At 65.3% G+C, this 24421-nt stretch carries 24 protein-coding genes; 17 read left to right on the forward strand and 7 right to left on the reverse strand.

The window, feature by feature from the left end; all coding sequences use genetic code 11:
* Positions 1-14 precede the first annotated feature (14 nt).
* The 9 genes from ABIA45_RS31370 to ABIA45_RS31410 all read left to right on the forward strand — a co-directional run bounded on the left by ABIA45_RS31370 (position 15) and on the right by ABIA45_RS31410 (position 9397).
* The gene (locus tag ABIA45_RS31370) at positions 15-1073 is read left to right on the forward strand and encodes an ABC transporter ATP-binding protein (protein WP_404654718.1); all 1059 of its coding nucleotides are present in this window, start codon (positions 15-17) and stop codon (positions 1071-1073) included.
* A complete protein-coding gene (locus ABIA45_RS31375; RefSeq protein WP_036020905.1) occupies positions 1070-1267 on the forward strand; it encodes a hypothetical protein in 198 nt (65 codons plus the stop codon). The genes ABIA45_RS31370 and ABIA45_RS31375 overlap by 4 nt, the downstream gene beginning before the upstream one ends.
* Complete coding sequence (locus ABIA45_RS31380) at positions 1264-2679, forward strand: amidase (protein WP_404654719.1); 1416 nt, start codon at positions 1264-1266, stop codon at positions 2677-2679. The genes ABIA45_RS31375 and ABIA45_RS31380 overlap by 4 nt, the downstream gene beginning before the upstream one ends.
* Positions 2676-3653 carry an ABC transporter ATP-binding protein gene (locus ABIA45_RS31385; RefSeq protein ID WP_404654720.1) on the forward strand — a complete coding sequence of 326 codons (978 nt, stop codon included), beginning with the start codon at positions 2676-2678 and terminating at the stop codon, positions 3651-3653. Before ABIA45_RS31380 ends, ABIA45_RS31385 begins: the two co-directional genes overlap by 4 nt.
* A gap of 99 nt (positions 3654-3752) precedes the next feature.
* Positions 3753-4022, forward strand: a complete 270-nt coding sequence (locus ABIA45_RS31390; RefSeq protein ID WP_035997080.1) for a GlsB/YeaQ/YmgE family stress response membrane protein — start codon at positions 3753-3755, stop codon at positions 4020-4022.
* A 254-nt stretch (positions 4023-4276) separates the two neighbouring features.
* Entirely contained in the window at positions 4277-6025 is a 1749-nt protein-coding gene (locus ABIA45_RS31395) for a type I secretion system permease/ATPase (RefSeq protein ID WP_057028339.1), read from the forward strand.
* 10 nt (positions 6026-6035) lie between these two features.
* Positions 6036-7367, forward strand: coding sequence for an HlyD family type I secretion periplasmic adaptor subunit (locus ABIA45_RS31400; RefSeq protein WP_157283165.1), 1332 nt, complete (start codon positions 6036-6038; stop codon positions 7365-7367).
* Positions 7368-7572: 205 nt separating this feature from the next.
* The gene (locus tag ABIA45_RS31405; protein WP_404654721.1) at positions 7573-9042 is read left to right on the forward strand and encodes an AMP nucleosidase; all 1470 of its coding nucleotides are present in this window, start codon (positions 7573-7575) and stop codon (positions 9040-9042) included.
* Between the two features lie 46 nt (positions 9043-9088).
* Positions 9089-9397: a DUF1488 family protein gene (locus ABIA45_RS31410; protein ID WP_271546019.1), complete on the forward strand. Its 309-nt coding sequence runs from the start codon at positions 9089-9091 to the stop codon at positions 9395-9397.
* A 170-nt stretch (positions 9398-9567) separates the two neighbouring features.
* Here ABIA45_RS31410 and ABIA45_RS31415 read toward each other — a convergent pair whose 3' ends face one another.
* Entirely contained in the window at positions 9568-10050 is a 483-nt protein-coding gene (locus tag ABIA45_RS31415) for a CinA family protein (RefSeq protein ID WP_404545587.1), read from the reverse strand.
* A gap of 145 nt (positions 10051-10195) precedes the next feature.
* Between ABIA45_RS31415 and ABIA45_RS31420 the strand changes: the two genes are divergently transcribed.
* Genes ABIA45_RS31420 through ABIA45_RS31430 form a run of 3 tightly spaced genes read left to right on the forward strand, consistent with a single transcriptional unit; the run spans position 10196 to position 12802 of the window.
* The gene (locus ABIA45_RS31420; protein WP_271546015.1) at positions 10196-11254 is read left to right on the forward strand and encodes an amidohydrolase family protein; all 1059 of its coding nucleotides are present in this window, start codon (positions 10196-10198) and stop codon (positions 11252-11254) included.
* A 25-nt stretch (positions 11255-11279) separates the two neighbouring features.
* Positions 11280-12389 (forward strand): amidohydrolase family protein, encoded by a 1110-nt coding sequence (locus ABIA45_RS31425; RefSeq protein ID WP_271546013.1) that lies wholly within the window; start codon positions 11280-11282, stop codon positions 12387-12389.
* Positions 12389-12802: a Rieske (2Fe-2S) protein gene (locus ABIA45_RS31430; RefSeq protein ID WP_157283159.1), complete on the forward strand. Its 414-nt coding sequence runs from the start codon at positions 12389-12391 to the stop codon at positions 12800-12802. Before ABIA45_RS31425 ends, ABIA45_RS31430 begins: the two co-directional genes overlap by 1 nt.
* Before the next feature lie 188 nt (positions 12803-12990).
* Here ABIA45_RS31430 and ABIA45_RS31435 read toward each other — a convergent pair whose 3' ends face one another.
* Together ABIA45_RS31435 and ABIA45_RS31440 are read right to left on the reverse strand one after the other, a co-directional pair.
* Positions 12991-14319 (reverse strand): MFS transporter, encoded by a 1329-nt coding sequence (locus ABIA45_RS31435; RefSeq protein ID WP_157283158.1) that lies wholly within the window; start codon positions 14317-14319, stop codon positions 12991-12993.
* Between the two features lie 144 nt (positions 14320-14463).
* Positions 14464-15363, reverse strand: a complete 900-nt coding sequence (locus tag ABIA45_RS31440; protein WP_157283157.1) for a transcriptional regulator GcvA — start codon at positions 15361-15363, stop codon at positions 14464-14466.
* Positions 15364-15473: 110 nt separating this feature from the next.
* Here ABIA45_RS31440 and ABIA45_RS31445 point away from each other — a divergent pair, with 110 nt between their 5' ends.
* Positions 15474-15677, forward strand: coding sequence for a DUF1127 domain-containing protein (locus ABIA45_RS31445; protein ID WP_035997119.1), 204 nt, complete (start codon positions 15474-15476; stop codon positions 15675-15677).
* Between the two features lie 68 nt (positions 15678-15745).
* Positions 15746-16369, forward strand: a complete 624-nt coding sequence (locus tag ABIA45_RS31450; protein ID WP_404654722.1) for a GNAT family N-acetyltransferase — start codon at positions 15746-15748, stop codon at positions 16367-16369.
* 185 nt (positions 16370-16554) lie between these two features.
* Here ABIA45_RS31450 and ABIA45_RS31455 read toward each other — a convergent pair whose 3' ends face one another.
* Together ABIA45_RS31455 and ABIA45_RS31460 are read right to left on the reverse strand one after the other, a co-directional pair.
* Positions 16555-17385 (reverse strand): enoyl-CoA hydratase, encoded by an 831-nt coding sequence (locus ABIA45_RS31455; RefSeq protein WP_404654723.1) that lies wholly within the window; start codon positions 17383-17385, stop codon positions 16555-16557.
* Positions 17386-17485: 100 nt separating this feature from the next.
* A complete protein-coding gene (locus tag ABIA45_RS31460) occupies positions 17486-18187 on the reverse strand; it encodes an SDR family oxidoreductase (protein WP_404654724.1) in 702 nt (233 codons plus the stop codon).
* A 34-nt stretch (positions 18188-18221) separates the two neighbouring features.
* Between ABIA45_RS31460 and ABIA45_RS31465 the strand changes: the two genes are divergently transcribed.
* From ABIA45_RS31465 to ABIA45_RS31475, 3 genes are all read left to right on the forward strand, one after another.
* Positions 18222-18425 (forward strand): hypothetical protein, encoded by a 204-nt coding sequence (locus ABIA45_RS31465; protein WP_404545593.1) that lies wholly within the window; start codon positions 18222-18224, stop codon positions 18423-18425.
* Positions 18409-20193: an acyl-CoA dehydrogenase family protein gene (locus ABIA45_RS31470; RefSeq protein ID WP_404654725.1), complete on the forward strand. Its 1785-nt coding sequence runs from the start codon at positions 18409-18411 to the stop codon at positions 20191-20193. The genes ABIA45_RS31465 and ABIA45_RS31470 overlap by 17 nt, the downstream gene beginning before the upstream one ends.
* Before the next feature lie 186 nt (positions 20194-20379).
* Complete coding sequence (locus ABIA45_RS31475; protein ID WP_035997137.1) at positions 20380-21468, forward strand: Zn-dependent alcohol dehydrogenase; 1089 nt, start codon at positions 20380-20382, stop codon at positions 21466-21468.
* A 117-nt stretch (positions 21469-21585) separates the two neighbouring features.
* Here ABIA45_RS31475 and ABIA45_RS31480 read toward each other — a convergent pair whose 3' ends face one another.
* Positions 21586-23058 (reverse strand): amidase, encoded by a 1473-nt coding sequence (locus tag ABIA45_RS31480; protein ID WP_404545597.1) that lies wholly within the window; start codon positions 23056-23058, stop codon positions 21586-21588.
* Positions 23059-23151: 93 nt separating this feature from the next.
* The gene (locus ABIA45_RS31485) at positions 23152-24300 is read right to left on the reverse strand and encodes an alpha/beta fold hydrolase (RefSeq protein ID WP_404654726.1); all 1149 of its coding nucleotides are present in this window, start codon (positions 24298-24300) and stop codon (positions 23152-23154) included.
* Positions 24301-24421: the final 121 nt, after the last annotated feature.

The following is a 24421-nucleotide window of genomic DNA, read 5'->3' on the forward strand; positions in this document are numbered from 1 at the left end:
GGGAGATCGCTGCCATGAGCGAGAATGCCTCCGTCGAAATGCTGGAGCCGGTCGAGGACCGCGGCGGGCTCGCGCAGCCGCTGCTTCAGGTCAACGGCCTGACCAAGCACTTTCCGGTGCGCGGCGGCCTGTTCGCCGCCAAGCGCACGGTGCGTGCCGTCGACAATGTCTCCTTCTCCGTCGCCAAGGGCGAGACGGTCGGCATCGTCGGCGAGTCCGGCTGCGGCAAGTCCACGACCGCGCGGCTCCTGATGCACCTGATGCCGCGCGATGACGGCGACATCATCTATGACGGCATGACCGTCGGTCAGTCGCTGAGCTTGCGCGAGCTGCGCCGCGGCATGCAGATGGTGTTCCAGGATTCCTACGCTTCGCTCAATCCGCGCCTGACGATCGAGGAGTCGATCGCCTTCGGTCCCAAGGTCCACGGCATGGCCGATGGCTCGGCGCGCAATCTGGCGCGCGAGCTGCTCGGCAAGGTCGGCCTGCGCCCGGAAAACTTCGCCAACCGCTATCCGCACGAGATCTCCGGCGGCCAGCGCCAGCGCGTCAACATCGCCCGCGCGCTGGCGCTGTCGCCGCGGCTGGTGATCCTGGACGAGGCCGTCTCGGCGCTCGACAAATCCGTCGAGGCGCAGGTGCTCAATCTGCTCGCCGATCTCAAGCGCGAATTCGGCCTCACCTATCTCTTCATCAGCCACGACCTCAACGTGGTGCGCTACATCTCGGACCGCGTGCTGGTGATGTATCTCGGCGAGGTCGTCGAGCTCGGCCCGGTCGACCAGGTCTGGGACAGCCCGGCCCATCCCTACACCCGCGCGCTGCTCGCGGCGATGCCGTCTTCCGATCCCGACAGGCGCACCGAGACGCCCCCGATCACGGGCGATCCGCCCAATCCGATCGATCCGCCCCCCGGCTGCCGTTTCCACACCCGTTGCCCGTTTGCGGAGCCGCTCTGCGCAAATGCGACACCAAAGCTCACCGCGCTGGATAATATGGGTCACGAGGCCGCGTGCTACATGGCCATACCGGGCTCAGGCCATAGCCGCGCCCCCAGGGGAGACACCGCATGACGAGACCGACACCGAAAGAGATCAAGCCGATCGCGCATATCGCCGGCGTGCCCGTGGACGACGAGATCGCGATCCGCATCTCCAATGCCATCGGGCCCGCCTTCGAAGGCTTCGCCGCGATCGCCGGCACGCTGCCGTTCGATCTGGAGCCCGCAACTTACGTGCTCGCGCAGACGCAGAAGGTGTCGAAATGAGCCGCGAGCCCGCTCTGATGACGCTCACCGAGGTCGCGCGCGCGATCGCGATGAAGCAGGTGTCCTCGCACGAGGCGACGCGTGCGCTGCTGCAGCGCATCGCGCAGTGGCAGCCGCATCTCAACGCCTTCATGTCGATCGAGGCCGAGGCTGCATTGAAAGCGGCGGATGCCGCCGATGCCGAGCTTGCCAAGGGCAATGTCCGCGGTCCCCTGCATGGCGTGCCGCTTGCGCACAAGGACATGTACTACGATGCCGGCCACGTCTCGACCTGCGGCTCGCTGATCCGCCGCGACTTCGTGCCGAACGTCACGTCCACCGCCTTGCAGCGGCTCAAGGACGCCGGCCAGGTCCGGCTCGGCACGCTGCATCTCGCCGAGTTCGCCTATGGCCCGACCGGGCACAACGCCCATTACGGTCCGGTGCGCAATCCCTGGAACGTCGCCCATATCACCGGCGGCTCCTCATCCGGCTCCGGCTCGGCGGTGGCCGCGCGCCTGACCTATGCGGCGCTCGGCTCGGACACCGGCGGCTCGATCCGCATGCCCGCGCATTTCTGTGGCGTCACGGGGCTCAAGACCACGGTGGGCCGCGTCAGCCGCGCCGGCGCAATGCCGCTGTCGCAATCGCTCGACACCGTCGGCCCGCTGGCCCGCACGGCCGAGGATTGCGCGCTGTTGCTGGCGCTGATGGCCGGGCCGGATCCCGCCGATTCGACCTGCAGCCACGAGCCGCTCACGGACTACGTCGCAGCCACCAAGAGCTCGCTCAAAGGTCTGAAGATCGGCGTGCCCGCCTCGTTCTATGTCGACGATCTCGACAGCGAGGTCGCGCGCGTGCTCGACGAGACCATCGCGGTACTCAAGCGCGAGGGCGCCGACATCGTCCCCGTCGAGCTGCCCGACCAGCGGCAATTGTCCTCGGCCAGCCAGCTCGTGCTCGCCGCGGAAGCTGCCGCCTTCCACAAGCGCTGGATGATCGAACGTCCGCAGGACTATGGCCCGCAGGTCTTGATGCGGCTTCAGAACGGCCTCGCCGTTCCCGCCATCACTTACCTCGAGGCGATGCGTTGGCGCGGGCCGGCGCTCGCGGCCCACAATGCCGCGACGGCAGGCGTCGATGCGGTGATCGCGCCGGCGTCCCCAGTGCCGGCGCCGACGATCGAGGAGAGCGACGTCGGTGGCGGCCCGAACGCGCCGGCGCTGTTGCAGCGGCTGACGCTGTTCACCCGCCCGGTGAATTTCCTGGGCTTGCCGTCACTGACCATTCCGTCGGGCTTCACCACGACCGGCCTGCCGGTCGGCATGCAGCTGATCGGCCGCTCCTTCGACGAAGCCACCCTGCTGACCATCGGCGCCGCGTTCCAGCGCGTCACCGATTATCACGATCGATTGCCGAAACTGCCGTCATGACAAAACTCGTCGAGATCTCAGGCCTCAACATCCGCTTCACCGGCGAGCGCACGGTCTATGCCGTGAACGATCTCAGCCTCTCGCTCGGCAACAGTGAGGTGCTGGGCCTGCTCGGCGAATCCGGCTCCGGCAAGAGCGTGACCTTGCGTGCGCTGATGCGGCTGTTGCCGAGGAAGCGCACGCAGATCTCAGGCACGGTCAATGTGTTGGGTCGTGACGTGCTCGCCATGAACGACGAGCAGCTGTCGTCGTTTCGCGGCCAGACCGTCTCGATGATCTTCCAGGAGCCGGCGTTGGCGCTCGATCCGGTCTACACGATCGGGGCGCAGATCGCCGAAAGCGTGGTGCGTCACGAAGGCAAATCTTATGCGGAGGGTAGGGCGCGGGCGCTGGAGATGCTCGAGGTCGTGCGCATTCCCTCCGCCAAGCGGCGGCTGGACGCTTATCCGCACGAGATGTCCGGCGGCATGCGGCAGCGCGCCATGATTGCGCTGGCGCTGGCCTGCCGGCCAAAAATCCTGCTGGCGGACGAGCCGACCACGGCGCTCGATGCCACCGTGCAGATCCAGATTCTGCTCTTGCTGCGCGAACTCCAGCGCGAGTTCGGCATGTCCGTCATCTTCGTCACCCACGACATCGGCGTTGCGATCGAGATCTGCGACCGCGTCGCGGTGATGTATGCCGGCCAGATCGTGGAGCAGGGCACCTTGCGCGACATCGTCCGCTCGCCGGTGCATCCCTATGCCAGGGGCCTGCTCGCCTCCACCATCCACGGCGCCAGGCGCGGACAGCGGCTGGAGACCATCCCCGGCACGCCGCCGTCGCTGGCCGAGAAGCCGCACAATTGCTCCTTTGCTCCCCGCTGCAAGCTCGCCGAGCCGCGCTGCCTGGAGCAATTGCCTGCCAATGTCGAGGTCGGGTCGGGCCGGGCGGCGAGGTGCGTGCTGGCGGAGCCGGTCACCGCAGTATCATAGTTCGGATGAATGAGCCGGGCTGAGCGAGCCTCCAGCATTCACACCCCGTTCATTCCGGTTCCCGTTCCATGGCTCCGTTCACGGAGAGGAACCTCACGGATGTACATTTCCAACGAAGGCCTGCTCGTTATCCTGTTCGTCGGTCTCGTCGCCGGTTGGCTCGCCGGCAAGATCGTGCGGGGCGCCGGGTTCGGCCTTATCGGCGACATCGTGATCGGCATCTGCGGTGCGCTGGTGGCAAGCCTGCTGTTTCCAAAGCTCGGCATTCGCCTGGGCACCGGCTTGATCTCCCAGATCGTCTATTCTGCCATCGGCGCGGTCATCCTGCTGCTGGTGGTCCGCCTGGTGCGCGGCGGGGGCCGGCTCTAGCCTCTGCATTCGGCTGAGCGGAACTTGAGCCGCGCTTTTCGCGGAAGCGGCTGAAAGCCTGCAAGAAAAAGCCGCAAGCCTGTGGAATTCCGGACTTGCGCGGAAGGCTGTCGGGGGTAGATGTGGCCCATGAGGCCTCGGATTAAATTCGACCGCGTTGGACGGCCGGAAAACAGATGTTAATCCAAGGCGAGTACTCATTGAATCGCCTTTGAAATCAGGGCTTTGCCCGTTAGCCGAAAGAGATCAGACTGATGGCAGCCATCCCTGGCGTCCGCCGTTCAGAGCTCGGTGACGCCTTGCGCGCTTGTCGCACGGCCTTCATCGGCGTGGGCCTGATGAGCTGCATGATCAACCTGCTCTATCTGACCGGGTCGATCTTCATGCTGGAGGTCTATGACCGGGTGCTGCCGAGCCGCAGCATCCCGACCCTGGTCGGCCTCATCATCCTCGCCAGCTTCCTCTACATGGCGCAGGGCGTGCTGGACATGATCCGCAACCGCATCTTGGGGCGGATCGGCACCGCGCTCGACGAGGCCCTCAATAAGCGCGTGTTCGACACCATCGTGCGCCTGCCGCTGCTGGTCGGCAGCCGCAACGAGGGCCTGCAGCCGCTGCGCGATCTCGACAATGTCCGATCCTTCCTCGGCGGCATGGGCCCGAGCGCGTTCTTCGACCTGCCCTGGCTGCCGCTCTATCTCGCCATCTGCTTCGCTTTCCATGTCCTGATCGGCGTCACCGCGCTGGTCGGCGCCATCATCCTGGTCGGGCTGACGCTGGTGACCGAGTTCATGTCGCGCCAGCCGGCGAAGGAGGCGATGGGCCTCGCCGCCCAGCGCAACGATCTCGCCCAGGCCAGCCGCCGCAACGCCGAAGTGATGGTGTCGATGGGGATGGCCGGCCGGATGAACCAGCGCTGGAGCGAGGCCAACGAAAAATACCTCGCCGGCAATCAGCGGGCGAGCGACGTCGCCGGTGGTCTCGGCGCGGTCGCCAAGGTGCTTCGCATGATGCTGCAATCGGCCGTGCTCGCGGTCGGCGCCTATCTCGTCATCCACCAGGAGGCCACCGCCGGCATCATCATCGCCGGCTCGATCCTGTCCGCCCGCGCGCTCGCGCCGGTCGATCTCGCCATCGCGCATTGGAAATCCTTCGTCGCGGCGCGCCAGAGCTGGCAGCGTCTGACGCGCCTGTTGGAGCAGATGCCGGCGCAGGCGATGCCAACCCAGTTGCAGGCGCCGACCAGCCGGCTCTCGGTCGAGGGCGTCGCCATGGTGCCGCCCGGCGATCAGCGTCTCGTGGTGCAGGATGTCACCTTCGCGCTCGCCGCCGGCAACGGCCTCGGCGTGATCGGCCCGAGCGGTTCCGGCAAGTCGTCGCTGATCCGCGCGCTGGTCGGGGTCTGGCAGCCGGTGCGCGGCAAGGTGCGGCTCGACGGCGCGGCGCTCGATCAATGGACGAGCGACGCGCTCGGCCGCCATATCGGCTATCTGCCGCAGGACGTCGAATTGTTCGGCGGCACCATCGCGCAGAACATCAGCCGGTTCGATCCCGAGGCCACCTCCGAGGCGATTATCGCCGCGGCCAAGGAGGCCGGCGTGCACGAGATGATCATCAAGATGCGCGAGGGCTACAACACCCAAGTCGGCGAGCAGGGCGCCGCGCTTTCCGCAGGTCAAGCCCAGCGCGTGGCGCTGGCGCGCGCGCTCTACGGCAACCCTTTCCTGATCGTGCTCGACGAGCCCAATTCCAATCTCGACACCGAAGGCGACGAGGCGCTGACCCGCGCCGTCCGCTCGGCGCGCGAGCGCGGTGCCATCGTCGTCGTGGTGGCGCACCGCCCGATCGGCGTCGAGGCGGTCGACCAGATCCTGGTGCTGCGCGACGGCCGCATGCAGGCCTTTGGGCCGAAGGAGCAGGTGCTCGCCCAGGTGCTGCAGCCGCGCGTGACGCCGCCGGCGCCGATCAAGATCGTCAGCGAAGGCGGAGTGGCCAAACCATGAGCACGAAGCCATGAGCACGTTGGCCATCGGCGGCACCAAGGCGGCCGCGAAGACCGTCCGCGACTCCATCAGGTTCCACCTGATGCTCGGCCTTGTGATCGTGCTGGTCCTGGTCGTCGGCCTCGGCGGCTGGGCCTCGACCGTCCTGATCTCGGGCGCGCTGATCGCGCCGGGCCAGATCGTGGTCGAATCCAATGTCAAGAAGGTGCAGCATCCGACCGGCGGCGTGGTCGGCGAGGTGCGCGCGCGCGACGGCGACCTGGTCAAATCCGGCGACATCGTGGTGCGGCTCGACGACACCGTCACCAAGGCCAACCTTGCCATCGTCACCAAGAATCTCGACGCCGCGCAGGCGCGTGCGGCGCGACTGCAGGCTGAGCAGCGCGGTCTCGACCAGATCGAATTCCCGCAAAGCCTCCTCGATCGGGCGGGCGATCCCGACGTCAAGGTGCTGCTGTCGGCCGAAACCAAGCTGTTCGACGTCCGCGTCAACGGCCGCACCGGGCAGAAGGCCCAGCTGCGCGAGCGCATCACGCAGCTCAACGAGGAGATCGCAGGTCTCAGCGCCCAGGAAAAGGCCAAGGACCAGGAGATCGCGCTGGTGCAGAACGAGCTCACCGGCGTGCGCGAACTCTACGAGAAGCGCCTGGTGCAGATCTCGCGCCTGACCCAGCTCGAACGCGACTCGGCCCGCCTCAATGGCGAGCGCGCGCAGTACATCGCCGCGCGCGCCCAGGCCAAGGGCAAGATCACCGAGACCGAGCTCCAGATCATCCAGATCGACAAGGACGTGGTCAGCGAGGTCTCCAAGGACCTGCGCGAGACCAACGACAAGATCGGCGAGCTGATCGAGCGCAAGGTCGCGGCCGAAGACCAGCTCCGCCGCGTCGACATCCGCGCGCCGCAGGACGGCATGGTGCTGCAATCGAGCGTGCACACGATCGGCGGCGTCGTCACCGCCGGCGACACCTTGATGCTGATCGTGCCGCAGGCCGACGATCTCCAGGTCGAGGCCAAGGTCAATCCGGTCGACATCGACAAGCTCCAGATCGGCCAGAAGACGCTGCTGCGCCTTTCCGCGTTCAACCAGCGCACCACGCCCGAGCTCAACGGCGTCGTCAGCCGCGTCTCGCCCGACGTCACCACCGACCAGCGCACCGGCCAGAGCCATTACACCATCCGCGTCTCGATGCCGCCGGAAGAGATCGCCAGGCTCGGCGACGTCAAGATGATCCCCGGCATGCCGGTGGAAGCCTTCGTCCAGACCGGCGACCGCACCATGCTGTCCTATCTGATGAAGCCGTTCCACGACCAGCTGATGCGGGCGTTCCGCGAGAAGTGACGCGTGACATCGCGTCATCTTCACCCGTCATTGCGAGCGTAGCGAGGCAATCCAGTCTCGTAGGGTGGGCAAAGGCGCAAAGCGCCGTGCCCACGATCTTTCACACGATGAGCATATTGGTGGGCACGCTTTCGCTTTGCCCACCCTACAACACCGCCTTCTTTGCTATAGTTCGACTCAGGCCCAATCATCCGGCGGTCGAACCATGCAATCCCCACCCTCCATCGCCACCCAATCCTTCTCCGACGCGTCCCTCGCCGTTGCCCGCCTCGAGGAGATCTACGAGCGCAACACGAAATTCCTGCGCGACCGGTTCGAAGCCTATGTCGGCGGCGAGGCGATCACGACGCGGGTTCGCGCCTACTATCCCTTCGTGCGTATCACCACCGCGACGCATGCGCGGCTGGATTCACGTCTTGCTTACGGCTTCGTGGCCGGACCCGGCGTGCATGAAACCAGCGTGACGCGGCCGGATCTGTTCCGCAGCTATCTCACCGAGCAGCTCGGCCTCTTGATCCAGAACCACGGTGTGCCCGTCGAGATCGGCGAGTCCGCCGAGCCGATCCCGATCCACTTCGCCTATCGGCGCGACATCAATATCGAAGCCGCCATCACCACCAGCGAGAACTCGTCCGTCACACGCTCGCTGCGCGATGCGTTCGACGTGCCCGTTCTCGCGACGATGGATGATTCGATCGCCGACGGCACCTTCGAGCTCCAGCCCGGCGCGCCCGAGCCGCTGTCCCTGTTCCGCGCCGCCCGCGTCGATTACTCGCTGCGCCGGCTCTATCACTACACCGGCACCGATCCCGAATATTTCCAGAACTTCGTCATCTTCACCAACTACCAGTTCTATGTCGACGCCTTTGCGCAAGCGTGCCAGCAGCGGCTGCAGTCCGGCGAGGCCGGACTCGAGGCTTTCGTCGCGCCCGGCAACGTGATCACGAACAGCGGCGGCGCGATCAGCGGCACTGCGCCGGCTCGTGCACCGCAGATGCCGGCCTTCCACCTGGTCGCACCTGGCTATCGCGGCATCACGTTGATCAACATCGGCACCGGCCCGTCCAATGCGCGCAATGTCACCGACCACGTCGCGGTGCTGCGGCCGCATGCCTGGCTGATGCTCGGCCATTGCGCGGGCCTGCGCAACACGCAGCGGCTCGGCGATTACGTGCTGGCGCACGGCTATGTGCGCGAGGATCACGTGCTCGACCGCGAGCTGCCGCTGTGGGTGCCGATCCCGGCTCTGGCCGAGATGCAGGTCGCGCTCGAGGAGGCGGTCGAGGACGTCACCGGGCTCGAAGGCTTCGAGCTCAAGCGCCTGATGCGCACCGGCACGGTCGCGAGCGTCGACAACCGCAATTGGGAAATTTCCGGGCCCGAGGTGATCCGCCGGCTGTCGCAATCGCGCGCGGTGGCGCTCGACATGGAATCGGCCGCGATCGCCGCCAACGGCTACCGCTTCCGCGTTCCCTACGGCACGCTGCTGTGCGTCTCCGACAAGCCGCTGCATGGCGAGATCAAGCTGGCCGGCATGGCCAGCGAATTCTACCGCCGTCGCGTCGGCCAGCATCTCGAGATCGGCCTGAAGGCGCTGGAGCGGCTCAAGCAGCAGGAATCGGAACGGCTGCATTCGCGCAAGCTCCGCAGCTTTGCCGAAGTGGCGTTCCAGTAGGGCCGAGGCCGCACTTTGCTGCTGACAAGCGCAGCGATTTTCAGCATTGTCCGGCGCGGGGCTCGACCGGGACGACTTGATGCCACTCATGCGCCACAAGATCATTGGCCATGATCTGGAACGGCTGGCCTTTCGCTTCACCATGCTGAACGATGGCGAGGTCGTGCAGTGCCAGATCAGCGACGCCGCGATGGACGAGCTCGCGGGCATGCAGGGCACCGAAAGCAGCGCACGACAGGCGCAATTCCTGTCGTTGCGTGAGACCATCGAGCGGATCGCGTCCGATCTCTACGACGAGGCACCGCGATTCCCGGGCTATGTGGTGCGGATTTTCATGCGGCATTTGGAAAGGTAGCTGTCTCGCCACACTCCGTCGTCATCGCCCGGCTTGACCGGGCGATCCAGTACTCCGAGACGGCAGTGATAGAACCGAGAAGACGCGGCGTACTGGATGCCCCGGTCAAGCCGGGGCATGACAGCGATTATGTGGCGAGCTTGTCCGCTCGCTCACATCGCACAGCCGCATCACCCCTCAAGCTTCCTCAACATCAGCTTCAGCGCCGTCGCCGTGAATACCTGCATGTTGCCGAACCGGTCGTTGCTTCCTGTCTCCAGCGTCATCACCTCTGGCGCGGGCCCTGCAACCGCCATGCAGCTATGGCCCGCCGAATCGCCGTAGCGGTTGCCGGCGGGGCCGGCGGCGCCGGTCTCGGACAGGCCCCAATCGCTGTCGAAGCGCGTTCGCATCTGCTCGGCCAGCAATTGCGCGTAGGGCTCCGACGAGGACCGAAAGCCCCTCATTCCTTCGTCCGAAATATCCATGAGCACGCGCCTGGCATCGCGCGTATAGACCACCGCGCCGCCGAGGAAATAGGCGGATGCGCCGGGCACCGCGAGCAGGCTGGCCGCGATCAAGCCGCCGGCGGAGGATTCGGCAACCGCAATGGTCTGTTTGCGCGCGATCAGTTTGGCGGCGACCTGTTCCGCAATGCCGACGAGCTCTTTCATGTCGTAACCCCTCATTCCTTCGCAACCGAGCTCAGCCTTCCTAGCATATGACAGGACGCTTGGCCGAGTTGCGGGCGGCGGGCAGGCCTGCTTGAATGGCGGGGATAAGAAGAGACATGCGAGGAAACGTGAGAAGGGAGACGTAATGGCATCCCTGATCGCCGGCGGCATCGACTGCGACGTGCATCCGGCCGTGCCGCATCTGACCAGCCTGCTGCCGTACCTGAACGATTATTGGCGCGATCAGGTCACGACGCGCGGCATGGTCGACCTTGTCTCGCAATCCTATCCGCAGAACTCGCCGATCACCGCGCGGCCGGACTGGCGCCCCGAGACCGGCAAGCCCGGCGAGAGTCTGGAGGCCATGCAGCGTCACGTGCTCGATCCCTTCCAGCTCAAGCATGCGATCTGCAATCCGCTCTACGGCGTTCAGATGGTGTTTTCGGAAGACATGCAGGCGGCCTTCTGCCGCGCGCTGAATGATTGGCTGGCGAAGGAGTGGCTCGATCGCGACGCGCGGCTCCGCGGCTCGATCGTGATCCCCACGCAAAGCGTCGAGAAAGCGGTTGCCGAGATCGAGCGCTGTGCACCGGACGAGCGCTTCGTGCAGGTGCTGATGCTGGTGATGGGCGATACGCCGCTCGGCAAGCGCGCGCTGTGGCCGATCTACGAGGCCGCGGAACGTCTGGAACTCCCGGTCGGCATCCACGCCGGTTCCGCCTATCACAATCCGCCGACCGCCGTGGGCTGGGGGTCCTATCACATCGAGGATTATGTCGGGCAGGCCCAGGCGTTCCAAACCCAGCTCACCAGCCTGATCGTCGAGGGCGTGTTCGCCAAATATCCGCGGCTGAAAATGGTGATGCTGGAGTCCGGCGTGTCCTGGATCGCGCCCTATCTGTGGCGTCTGCACAAGTTCTGGCGCGGGGTGCGGATGGAGACGCCGTGGGTCGATCGCGCGCCGCTGGAGATTGTGCGCAGCAACATCCGCTTCTCGTTACAGCCATTTGATGCCCCGCCGGAACCCGAGACATTAATTCGCCTGTTTGATCATATGCAGTCGGACGAATTGGTCCTATTCTCCACGGACTATCCGCACTGGCAGTTCGACGGCCAGGACGCGCTGCCCGAAGGTCTGTCCCCCGATCTCGTGCGCAAGATCATGATCGACAATCCGCATGCAACCTATCCCCGCCTGACATGAGCCCGCTGCCAAAGGAGGCAAGGCGATGAATATCCAGTTCCGCGAGAACCAAGAAGCCGCTTCCCCACTGACCGTCAAGACCGCAATCGCGGACTGCGACATCCATCCGGCACGAACGACCCCCACCGAGCTCTATCCCTACCTCGCCAAACGCTGGCAGCATCATCTCGAAATTTACGGCGTCCATGCCTATCAGGGCATGCTGGAAGGCCCGCCCTATCCAAAGGCCCAGCCCAACGCCTCGCGCCGCGATGCCTATCCGCCGGAAGGCGGCCCGCAGGGCTCTTCACTCGCCTTCATGCAGAAGCAATTGCTCGATCCCAACAACGTGCAGCTGGGCGTGCTCAACCCGCTCAACACCGGGCAGGGCATCCGCAATCACGAGCTCTCAGCCGCGCTGTGCTCGGCCATCAACGATTGGCAGATCGACAAATGGACCAGCAAAGATAAGCGGTTGAAGGCCTCGATCGTGGTCGGCAATGAGGACGGGCTATCGGCCGCCGCCGAGATTCGCGAGCGCGCCGGCGACAAGAATTTCGTGCAGGTGCTGCTGCTCAGCCGCAATGTCGAGCCGCTCGGCCAGCGTCGCTATTGGCCGATCTACCAGGCCGCAGAAGAAGCGGGGCTCCCGGTCGGCGTCCACGCCTTCGGCTTCGGCGGCAATCCGATCACGCCGTCGGGCTGGCCATCCTATTACATCGAGGAGATGGTCGGGCATTCGCAGTGCCAGCAATCGGCGCTTGCAAGTCTGGTTTTGGAGGGCGTGTTCGAGCGCTTCCCGAAATTGAAGATGGTGATGATCGAGGCCGGCTTCGGCTGGGCGCCGTCACTGGCGTGGCGGCTGGACAAGGCCTGGCAGCGGCTCAGGAGCGAGGTGCCGCATGTAAAACGGCCGCCGTCGGAATATATCCGCGAGCAGGTGTGGTGGACGACGCAGCCGATGGAAGATCCTGAAAGGCGCGAGGATCTGTTCGACGTCATCAAATGGATCGGCTGGGATCGTCTCTTGTTCGCCACCGATTATCCGCATTGGGACTATGACGAGCCGTCGCGCGTGCTGCCAGCGGGAGTCAGCGAGGCCAACCGCGAGGCGTTCTATCTCGGCAATGCGAAGAAGCTGTACGGAATCAATTGATGGCGCGGCACGTCATTGCGCCAGTGGATGAACTCCCGCCCGGCACGCGAAAATTCCTGGAGATCGACGGGCGGCCGATCGCAGTCTTCAACATCAAAGGCGAATATTTCGGCCTGATGAACCGCTGCCCGCATCAGGGCGCTGCGCTGTGCGAGGGGCCGTTGATCGGTCTCGCCCAGTCGCGCAATCCCGGCGAGATCGAATACACCAAGCTGGGTGAGATCATCCGCTGCCCCTGGCACGGCTGGGAGTTCGACATCCGCACCGGCCAATCCTATTGCGACCCCCGCCGTTTCCGCGTGAAGGCCTATCCCGCCCATGTCGAGCCGGGCGCGAGCGTGGTGAAGGGGCCCTATGTCGCGGAGACCATCCCGGTGAAAGTCGAGAGCGACTACGTGGTGGTCGAAATCTAAGCCGCACCGGCGGTGCGCTCCCTCGCCCCGTTCTTACAGGGAGAGGGTTGGGGTGAGGGGCCTCTCTCAACACGAGCGGTCGTCGAGATACCTGTACCCCCTCACCCGAATTCGATCTGCGATCGAATTCGACCTCTCCCCGCAAGCGGGGAGAGATGAAGAGAGTGCGCGTCCCGAAATGACACCGTCTAGCGCCCCGCCACCGGCTCCGGCACCGCATCATAGGCCGGCACTGTGCCGCCGCCGCGATACACCGTCGAGGCCGCGATGATGCCGAGCAGGGCGGCGAACATTAGCCAGAAGCCAGGCGCGGCCTTGTCGCCGGTGCGCTCGATCAGCCAGGTCGAGGCGAACGGCGTGAAGGTGCCGAACAGGGCGGCGGCGAGCGCGAAGGCGAGCGAGAAGCAGGTGGTGCGCACGTGCGCCGGCACGATCTCGACGAGTGCGCCGAGCATGGTGCCGCTGTAGACGCCGAAATAGAACGAGAACATCATCTCGACCGCGAGCAACTTGCCGAACGTCGGCGCGGCCACCAGCCAGTGCAGCGCCGGATAGGCGGTGACGAGAGAGAGGCCGGCGATGGCGAGCAGCACCGGCTTGCGGCCGATGCGATCGGACAGCGCGCCGCCGACCGGATTCCAGATGAAGTTGCTCACTGCGACGAGCAATGTCACGAGCAACGCGTCCTGCGTCGACAGCTTCAGCACAGTCTTGCCAAAGGTGGGCGTGTAGACGGTGACGAAATAGAACGTCGTCGTGGTCAGGATCGCGATCATCATGCCGAGCACGACGATGCGCCAGTTGGTGAGTGCGGAGGCGAACACCTCGCGCGTCGTCGGATGCTTTCTCATGGCAAGGAAGGCCGGCGTCTCCTCCAGCGTCCGCCGCAGGATGAAGATCAGCGGAATGATCAGGCAGCCCACGAAGAAGGGAATGCGCCAGCCCCAGGCGGCCACCAAGTCGGCCGGCATCACCTCCGAGAGGATGAAGCCGAGGATCGAGGCCACGAAGATCGCGACCTGCTGGCTCGCCGATTGGAACGAGGTGTAGAAGCCGCGATTGCCGGGCGTTGCGATTTCCGCGAGATATACCGAAACGCCGCCGAGCTCGACGCCCGCCGAGAAGCCCTGCAGCAGCCGGCCGATCAGCACGATGATTGGCGCGGCGATGCCGATGGTCGCGTAGCTCGGGCAGAACGCGATGACGACGGTGCCGAAGGCCATGATGCCGAGCGTGACGATCAGGCCCTGGCGGCGGCCGATGCGGTCGATATAGGCGCCGAGCACGATCGCGCCGACGGGACGCATGAGAGCGCCGAGCCAGAATACGCCGAACGTGTTGAGTAGCGAGGCCGTCTCGTTGGTGGAGGGGAAGAACGCCTTGCCGATCGCGGCGGCATAGAAGCCGAACAGGAAGAAGTCGAACTGCTCGAGGAAATTGCCCGAGGTCGCGCGCAGGATGGCGCCGATGCGCGATTTGATCGCGGGTGGATTGGTCGATGCGGCTGATCCAGCCATGGCGTTCTCCCCTTGGAAAGGCGTGGCCGGCCGAGAATCGTTCTTTCGGCAAGGCGACAGATTGATGCTGCGACAATCTGCCATACCCCTTCCCGCGCGGGGCGAGGCGAGTCAACCGATTTCGCCGGGGAAGCTGATGAATTTTCAGGCTTTATTTTGCGCTGCAGCGATCATCCAGTCGCGAAAAGCGACCAACTTTGGCGCCTCGCGACGGCCCTCGGGCGAGACCAGGTAAAAGCCGGCGTCCGCCGGCAGCGCGATCTTGAACGGCACGACGAGCCGACCTTTGGCGATGTCGTCCTGCACGTAGGAGGTCCGTCCCATCGCCACGCCGATGCCGTCGATCGCCGCCTGGATGGTCATGAAGATCATGTCGAAGGTGATGCCGGGGTGTCTTGCGATATCGGCCGGCAGGCCCGCCGCGGTCAGCCACAGCCGCCAGTCGTCGCTATTGGTGCTCGACGTGTGCAGCAGCGGATGGTTGCGCAGGTCCTCGGGGCGGCGCAGCGGCTTGTCGCCGCGCAGCAGCGACGGGCTGCACACCGGAAACAGCTCGTCCGCCATCAGCCAGTCGGCGCGCAGGCCCGGCCATTGGCCGCGGCCATAGCGGATCGCGGCATCGACATTGTCGCGCTGGAAATCGACCAGGCTGGTCGAGGTGGTGATGCGCACGTCGATCCCGGGATGCTGCTCCTGGAAATCGGTCAGCCGCGGCAGCAGCCATTTGGCGGCGAGCGAGGCCAGCGTCGACACGGTCAGCACCTTGTCGTCCTCCTTCCGCAGCAGGCGGTCGGTGGCGAGGCGCAAATCGTTGAAGGCGGCGCGGACGCCCGGCAAATAGTCGCGCGCCTCCGGCGTCAGCGCTAGAGCGCGGTTCTGCCGGATAAACAGGCGGATGCCGAGCTCCTCCTCCAGCCTGCGGATCTGATGGCTGATCGCGGTCTGGGTCACGTTCAGCTCGCTGGCTGCGAGCGTGAAGCTGAGATGGCGCGCGGCGGCCTCGAACGCCCGCAATCCGTTCAGGGAGGGCAATCTGGCAGTCATTTGGCAGCAGGATGCATGACGTTATTTCATGCGAAAAGGTACAAATTGTCGTTTGTCGCGGCGCAGCAGAAGGCAGATATTAGCGGACAACTTAGCTCCAGGAGCTGAAAATGTCTACATTGACCGACAATTCGATGACAAATCATCATGCACAGGGCGTCCTTTACCAGATCGGCGAGGTCCTCCATGTCTGGCACGAGCGCTACCGGACCCGGCGCGAGCTGACCCACTGGACCGCCCGCGATCTCCAGGACGTCGGGCTGTCCTGGTCCGACATTGCCTACGAGGCCGACAAACCCTTCTGGCGGGCCTGATAGGCCGCCAGGCCGGCGCCGCCTGAGCACAGGGGCGCCGGCGGTCCCATTTCAGCAGGGAATGTGTCATGAGCTCGCTTCGCCTCGAAGACCTCAAGCAATATTCGGACGTGCTGAGCACAAGGCACGGCGAGCGGCTCAATGTCCGCTTCGTCGAGCCCCGCGACACCGAGGAGTTGCAGCACTATTTCCGCACGCTCTCGACCCGCTCGCGCTACAACCGCTTCTTCGGCGCGATCAGCGAATTGCCGAAGGGCCTGCTGCACGATTTCCTTGAGGTCGGCGAGCGCGATCGCTTCACCATCGTGACGACCATGATGGTCGACGGCTTCGAGACCATCGTCGCCGAAGCGCGCTATGCCTTCCATGCCGAGACCGCGACGCTCGAGTTTGGCCTCTCGGTCGATGACCGCTGGCAGGGCCACGGCATCGCCACCGCGCTGATGAAGAACCTCGAATGCCGCGCCGCCGCGCTCGGCGCCGAGCACATCTACGGCGACACGCTGCGCTCGAACGAGACCATGGTCTCGCTCGCGCGCAAAGCCGGCTTCACCTTCGTCAACCACCCTGATGACTGGAAGCTGGTGCGCTTCGACAAGGAGATCAACCTCGCTCCGCAAGACATTCCCTGTGCGAGCTGGCGCCTCGCCGCCCTTTCCCGTCAGGCCGACAGCCCCTCAGCCTCGGCCTGACATGACTGCAGCCCGGCCTGGCCAAGCCAGCGCCGGGCGTTTTTTCCACTGCGGTCTCTCACTCCATCGTCATTCCGGGGCGCGCGTAGCGCGAACCCGGAATCCATTACACCGCGCGTTTCGCGGCCCGATGGATTCCGGGTTCGATGCTGCGCATCGCCCCGGAATGACGCCTCGTTTCGGAACTACTTCCCCGTGAACACCGCTTTCCGCTTCTCGATGAAGGCCTGCACGGCCTCCTTGTGATCGGCGGTCGTGGTGAGGCGGACCAGCCGCTCGGCTTCGTGGTCGCGCGCGGTTTCGAAGTCGAACAGCAGGGCCTCGTCGAGATTGTCCTTCATGTAGCGCAGCGCGAGGCGCGGGCCTTCGGCGAGCGATTTGGCCAGTGCGAACGCCTCGGTCTGCAATTTGTCGTCGGGCACGACGCGGTTGACGAGGCCGATCGCCTCGGCGCGCGCGGCATCGACGCGGTCGCCGGTGAACATCAATTCGCGCGCCCGCGCGGTGCCGACCAGCCGAGTGAGCAGCCAGGCGATGCCATAATCGCCTGACAGCGCGATGCGGGCATAGCCGGTGGCGACGAAGGCGGATTGCGCGGCGATGCGGATGTCGCAGGCCATGGCGATGGCGAGCCCGGCGCCGACCGCGGGGCCGGGAAGCGCAGCGATCGTCGGCTTGCGCACAGACACCAGCGCGCCGGTGAGCAGCCGCTGCCGCTCCTGCAGGTCGACGACCTTGTCGTCAAAGGACATGTCGAGCTTCGCCTTGTCGCGATGCGCACCCATGCCCTTGACATTGCCGCCGGCGCAGAAGGCTTCGCCCGCGCCGGTCAGCAGCAGTGCGCCGACATCGGGATTCTCGCCGCAGCTCCGGATCATCGTGCGCAGCGCCGGCGTCAGCGCGTCCGACAGCGAATTGCGCGCCTCCGGCCGGTTCAGCGTGATCACGGCGACACGGTCGCGGACCGTGCAGAGGAGCTCATTGGTGCCGGTGTCGATGGTGGTTTCCGTGGTCATCTCGCCTCCCTCGTTCGTCATTGCGAGCGAAGCGAAGCAATCCAGAATCTTTCCGTAGAGCCAGTCTGGATTGCTTCGTCGCTTCGCTCCTCGCAAGCCATCAAAACCTCTCCACCCAGGGCCGCAGCTCCAGCTCCCAGCTCCAGGCGCTGCGCGGCTGCTGCAGCACGTTCCAATAGCTCTGTGCGATCGCGTCGGGATCGAGCATCGAGTCCGGCTTATCCGCCGGGTCGGGCCGCCTCGCGCTCCTGATGCCGCCGTCGATGACGAAATGCGCGACATGGATGCCCTGCGGCGAGAGTTCGCGCGCCATGCTCTGCGCAAGTCCGCGCAGCGCGAACTTGCCCATCGCGAAGGGAGCGGACTGCGCATAGCCCTTGACGCTGGCGGAGGCGCCGGTGAACAGGATCGCGCCGTGCTGGTGCGGCAGCATGCGCTTGGCCGCCTGCTGCGCCACCAGGAAACCGCCATAGGCACTGACCGCAATCGCCTGCGCGACGTCGGCCGGCACGAGGTCGACGAACGGCCCGCGCGTGCGGCCGGAGGCGTTGTAGACGACGAGGTCGGGCGTGCCGATCTCGCGCTCGACCAGGCCGAACAGCCGCTCCACCTCGTCGGGCTCGGTGGCGTTGCAGGCATAGGCCTTGGCCCCGGTCTCCGTGCAGAGCGCGCCAAGCTTCTCGATCTTGCGTGCGGCGAGCGCGACGCGGATGCCCTGCGCCGCCAGCAGGCGCGCCAGCGATGCGCTGAGGCCTTCGCCGGCACCGACGATGAGGGCGATCCTGTAGTTCGGGTGTTCCATGGCGTGATCTCTCCGAAGTAGGAGCCGCTGATCTATGCATGGTCCGCGCAGACAACCAGCCGGCGCGATCACAATTCCGCAGGGCGAGTTGCTCCCTCGCGGCGATCATGCCGCCCTGACATTTTGCGGCTTTATCGCTGTCTGCGACTGGAGCATGATCGACATCATCCAAAGCGGCAAGCGCAAAGAATTGCCGTCGGACGGAAACGAAGAGGACGATCATGCCCGGACCGGTTAAAGCGCAGCCAAAAGATATCGCGGCCGCACCCTCCGGCCTGCTGGCGTCCGATACGTCGGGCATGAATTTCTACCGCGCCGATCCCGCGCTCGCGGACCTGCTTCGCATCCATCTGCCGGAGAATCTGTTCCGCCACATCGAGCCGCATCTCGACCGGCTCGGTGAGCTCGCCGGCGGCCATCTCGACGAATGCGCGCGTCTTGCCGACCGTCACACGCCCATCCTGCACCAGCGCGACAAGTTCGGCCGCGACGTGCAATGGATCGAATATCACCCGGCCTATCGCGAGCTGGAGAACGCCGCGTTCGGCGAGTTCGGCATCCATGCGCTCTCGAACGCTAAGGGCATCATGGGCTGGCCGGAGAAATACCCTGTTGTCGCCAAGCACGCCTTCACCTTCCTGTTCAACCAGACCGAATTCGGGATGGGCTGCCCGATCAACGTCACCGATGGCTGCGCCAAGCTCTTGGCGAATTTCGGCAGCGAGGCGCTCAAGGCGAAATATCTGGATGGCCTGACCTCGACCGACATGAGCAAGCTGACCCAGGGCGGCCAGTTCATGACCGAGAAGGAAGGCGGCTCCGACGTCGGCACGCTGACCACGCGCGCCGTGCAGGAAGGCGACCATTGGCGCCTCTATGGCGAGAAATGGTTCTGCTCGAATGCCGACGCCAAGGTCGTAATGCTGCTGGCCCGGCCCGAAGGCGCCGGGCCCGGCACCCGCGGCGTCGGCCTGTTCCTGATGCCGCGCTTCCTCGACGACGGCACGCAGAACCATTACCGGATCGTGCGCCTCAAGGACAAGCTCGGCACCCGCTCGATGGCCTCGGGCGAGATCAAGCTCGAAGGCGCGATCGCCTACCCCGTAGGCAAGCTCGACCGTGGTTTCGTGCAGATGGCCGAGATGGTGAATTCGTCGCGGCTCTCCAACGGCGTCAAGTCCACCGCACTGATGCGCCGCGCCTATCACGATGCGATGACGGTCGCGACCAACCGCGTGGTGTTCGGGCAGCGCATCATCGATCTACCGCTGGGACGGCGGCAGATGCTGAAGATCATGCTGCCGGTGGAGCAGGGCCTGTCGATGAGCTTCCTCACTGCTGATGCCCTCGACCGTGCCGAGGCCGGCAGCCAGGATGCTGCGGCGCTGCTGCGCATCCTCACCCCGACGCTGAAATTCCGCGCCACGCGCGATGCGCGCAAGGTTTGCGGCGATGCGCTCGAGATGCGCGGCGGCATCGGCTATATCGAGGAATTCGCCACCGCCCGCCTGCTGCGCGATGCGCATCTCGGCTCGGTCTGGGAAGGCACCGGCAACATTGTCGCGATCGATGCGCTGCGGCGGGCAGTGGGCCGCCACGGCGCGGAATCCGCGCTCGCGGCCGATCTGCACGCCCGGCTCGGCGACAGCGCCTCGGTACCGCAGGCCTGGCGCGATCATCTGCGTGGCCTCACCGACCGCGTCGTCGGCTTCGCACGCGAAGTTGCGGCCAAGTCCGAGAACGAAGCCGATGCGCGCCGCGCCACCAGCGCGCTCTATCATGTCGCCAGCGCGGTGGCGCTCGCCTGGGAAGCACATCGCATCCATGGCACGCGCGGCGATGCACGCCGGCTGCTGCTGTCGCGCCTCGTGATCGACCACCGCGTGACGCCGAGCGATCCGTTCCGGCTCACGGAAAATGCCGCGCAGGCGAAGATCGGCGAACTGCTGCTCGGCGATCGCGCAGCCAGCATGAGCGAGGTTGGCGAACTGGTTCTGGCGGCGTAGGCTCTCTCTTCACCTCTCCCATAGGGAGAGGTCGGATCGCGTAAGCGATCCGGGTGAGGGGTTATGCGCTCACGTGAGACCTGAACCCCTCACCCGGAATCGCATCTTCGATGCGCTTCCGACCTCTCCCTTCGGGAGAGGTGCAGAGTCGACGATGAACGAGACAATAACAACGAGGAAACACCGATGAAGGCCGCCGTCCTCTATGAAGTCAACCAGCCGCTCGTCATCGAGGACATCAGCCTGCCGAAGCCGGGACCGCGCGAGGTGCTGATCCGGACCGCTGTCGCCGGCCTCTGCCACTCCGACCTGCATTTCATGGAAGGGCTCTATCCGCATCCACTGCCGGCGGTGCTCGGGCACGAATCCGCCGGCGTGGTTGAGCAGGTCGGCTCCGATGTGACTTATGTCAAGCCGGGCGACCATGTCGTCACATGTCTCTCCGTCTTCTGCGGCACCTGCGACAATTGCACGACCGGCCGCACTGTGCTCTGCACCGACGCGACGGTGAAGATGCTGCCGGGCGTCTCCAACCGGATGCAATGGTCGAAGCCGGAGAAGCTGCACCAGTTTCTCAATCTCTCCTCCTTTGCCGAGCAGATGCTGGTGCACGAAAACGCCATCGTGAAGATCCGCAAGGACATGCCGCTCGATCTCGCCGCCCTGATCGGCTGCGGCGTCATCACCGGCTATGGCGCGGTGGTGAACACGGCGAAGGTGACGGCCGGCGAGACCGTGGCCGTGATCGGCTGTGGCGGCGTCGGCATGGCCGCGATTAACGGCGCGCAGATCGCCGGCGCCGGTCGTATCATCGCCATCGACACCAATCCCGCAAAACTCCAGCTCGCGACCAAGCTGGGCGCGACCGACATCATCAACCCGGCCGACGGCGATGTCGTGAAGCAGGTCCGCGACCTCACCAATGGCGGCGTGCATCATTCCTTCGAGGTGCTCGGGCGCAAGGAGACTGCCGAGCAGGCCTTCGCCATGCTCGCCTCCGGCGGCACCGCCACCATCGTCGGCATGATCCCGTTCGGGCAGAAGATCGAGCTGCACGGCTTCGACTTCCTGCGCGAGCGCAAGATCCAGGGTTCCTCGATGGGCTCGAACCATTTCCGCGTCGACATGCCGCGCCTGGTCGACTTCTATCTGCGCGGCCGGCTTCATCTGGAAGATTGGATCTCGGCCAAGCTGAAGCTCTCCGAGATCAACGAGGGCTTCGCCAACATGAAAGCGGGCAAGACGCTACGCAGCGTGATCGTGTTCGATAGTTGATTTCCAGAACCGCTGTTTCGCTCCGTCATTGCGAGGAGCCCTCGCGACGAAGCAATCCAGGAGTCTCCGCGGAGATAGTCTGGATTGCTTCGCTTTGCTCGCAATGACGTGAAGGAATCAATCATCGAACATCTTCGGCGGCACGAAGCCGCCGAACTCGCGCTCGATCAGCTCGGCGAGCTTGAGCGGCGTGCGGTCCTCGAGGAAGGGACCGACGATCTGAGCGCCGACCGGCAGGCCGTCCTTCGACAGGCCGAGCGGAACGGCCGTTGCCGGCAGGCCCGGAAGCGTTGCGATGCCCGGCCAGGCGAGCTGGTCGGAATAGGGGTAATCCTTGCCGTCGATGCTGATCGTTCGCAGGCGCTGCTCCGGCGAATGATCGTGCGGAAAGGCCGGCGTCGGCATGATCGGGCAGATCACCGCGTCGAAGCTCCCGAACAACGCCCGCCATTGCGCGCGCAGGACGGCGCGGGCCCCCGCATCGAGCACCCAGGCGCGGTGGCTCGCGGTGATGCCGCGCAGTCGCTCCGCGTCAAGGCTGGTGTCCTCCGGTGACAGCTGGCTCGCCCGCGCCTGCGCATCCGCCAGCTCGTCGGGAGGCAAGAACGCGCCGAGGAAACCCAGCAGCATGCGCATGTAAAGCCGGGACGTCTCCGCGAAGTCCGGGAGCAGCGCGCTCTCGCGTGCGACGGTGACGCCGGCCTTCGCAAGATCGATTGCGAGCTTGTCGATCGCGCTGCGGACATCTCGGTCGCTCGGCAGCAGAGGATGGCTGTCGATCACCAGGATACGAAAATCCCGCAGCGACTGATGCCGCGCAGCCGGCAAATCGAGCTTGTAGGCGATACCGATGTCGAGAGGATCGGGTCCCGCCATGACGTCGAGCAGCAAGGACAGATCCGCCGCATTGCGCGCCATCGGCCCGATGACGGCGAGGTCGCCCTCGCGCGGAATGGCTGGAAACGGCGGCGGGGTCTCGCCGCGCGCCGCGCAGAGATTGAGAGTCGGCTTGTGCGCGAACACGCCGCAATGAAATGCCGGCACACGCAGGGAGCCGCCGATGTCGGAGCCGGTGGCGAGCGCGCAATAGCCTGCGGCGAGGGCTGCCGCCGATCCCCCGGACGAACCGCCCGGCGTGCGGCCGAGATCGTAGGGGTTGTTGGTGGTGCCGTAGATGTCGTTGTAGCTCTGCCAGTCGCCGAGGCCGACCGGCAGGTTGGTCTTGCCGAGGATCACGCCGCCGGCTTGCTTGATGCGGGCCACGGCCAGCGCGTCTTCCACAGGCTTGAAATCCTTCTGCGGCAGGAATCCCCAGGTCGTCGGCAGGCCGGCGATGTTGAAGGATTCCTTGATCGTCGTAGGCAGGCCGAGCAGCGGCTTGCGCTCGCCGCGCGCCAGCGCCGCATCCGCCTCGCGCGCCGCAGCGAGCGCGCGATCGAAGTCGCGCACGCACACCGCGTTGATCCTGCCGTCGTGCCGTTCGATACGCGCGATCGCGTCCTGCGCCAGCTCGACGGCCGAGACCTTCTTCGCACGCAACGCGGCCGACAGTTCGACCGCACTCTTGAAACTCCATTCCGATCTGGCCACGGCGCTTCTCCCGCTCCGGTTCTTGGAAGATGATGCGCAGTTTGGCCGAATCTCTCAACGGCTGTTTGATGGAGATTGTGGTTCCCGATCAAATCAGGCCATGCCGGCGCTAGCGAGGAAGTCGAGCAGCAACCTGCTCACCGCGGCCGGCTGCTCCTGCTGGACCCAATGGCCGGCGCCGTCGACGAGATGGCAACCGAGCATCTTCGTGCACGCGCTGCGCTGCATCGTCTCGAATACGCCGGGCCGTTGATAGGTGCCCCAATCCTGCTTGCCCGAGATGAAGCAGGAGGGCACGTCGATGCTGCGGCCGGCAAACAATTGCATCTCATTGTTCAGCGTGCCCGACGTGCCGTAGCGGTACCATTGCAGCCCGCCCTGAAATCCGGTGCGGCTGTACTCGGCGCTGTAATGGGCAAGTTGGCTGTCCGGCAGCCATTGGTTCGCGGCGATCGCGGCCGGAGAGGGCATTTCCTTCGCGACCGTCTCGGCCATGGTCTCATGCAAGTCCATCACGTAATAGGTCGGCAGCTTCGCCAGCTCCTGCGCCGACCACGCTTGCAGCGGATAGGGCTTGTTGTCGGTCCAGTCCGCGCTCTTGTGATGATAATAGGCGCGCAGGAAATCGTGCACGCCCTGCGGTGCCTGCTGCATGTGGGCATTGGCTTCCCGTGTCGAATAGTACCATTGATAGTGCTTGCGTGGCCGCGGCAGCGCGGCGAGCTCGCGATGCACCGGGTCTTCCACCGCGGGCTTTGCCGGATTGTCGACCGTGCCGAACGGCAGCGCCGGTGGGCCGCCGAACGGCGCGCTCATCATCGTCACCGAACGAAACACGTCGGGCCGGATCAAGGCGCACCAGGCTGCGACCGGGCTGCCAAAATCATGTCCGACCACATCGACCTGCCTGTAGCCGAATGCCGACACCAGAGCGAGCGCATCGCGCACGAGATTGAGAAGCGAGAACGGCGCGAGAGGGCCGTCGTACTCCGCGCTCCATCCCGTGGTGCGTCCGTAGCCGCGCTGGTCCGGTGCGATTACGTGATAACCAGCGGCGGCCAGCGCCGGCATCACCCTGCGCCAGGAGAAGGCGAGCTCGGGAAAGCCGTGCAGCAAGAGGATACAGGGCCGTCCCTTGGTCTCGAAACCGGCCTCCAGCACATGCATCCGCAAGCCGTTGATGCCGTCGACGGTGCGCGAGCGAATTTCGGCGGGCAGGGGGATGTCGGGGAGCGCGGTCATCGTATTCTCCACACGGGCAGTCTCGTAGGGTGGGCAAAGGCGCAAAGCGCCGTGCCCACCATTGTTCAACGCGAGATACCGTGGGCACGCTTTGCTTTGCCCACCCTACGACAGCTCGCTG

Origin of the sequence: Bradyrhizobium sp. USDA 336, assembly GCF_044908355.1 — a bacterium.
GTDB classification, from domain to species: domain Bacteria; phylum Pseudomonadota; class Alphaproteobacteria; order Rhizobiales; family Xanthobacteraceae; genus Bradyrhizobium; species Bradyrhizobium yuanmingense.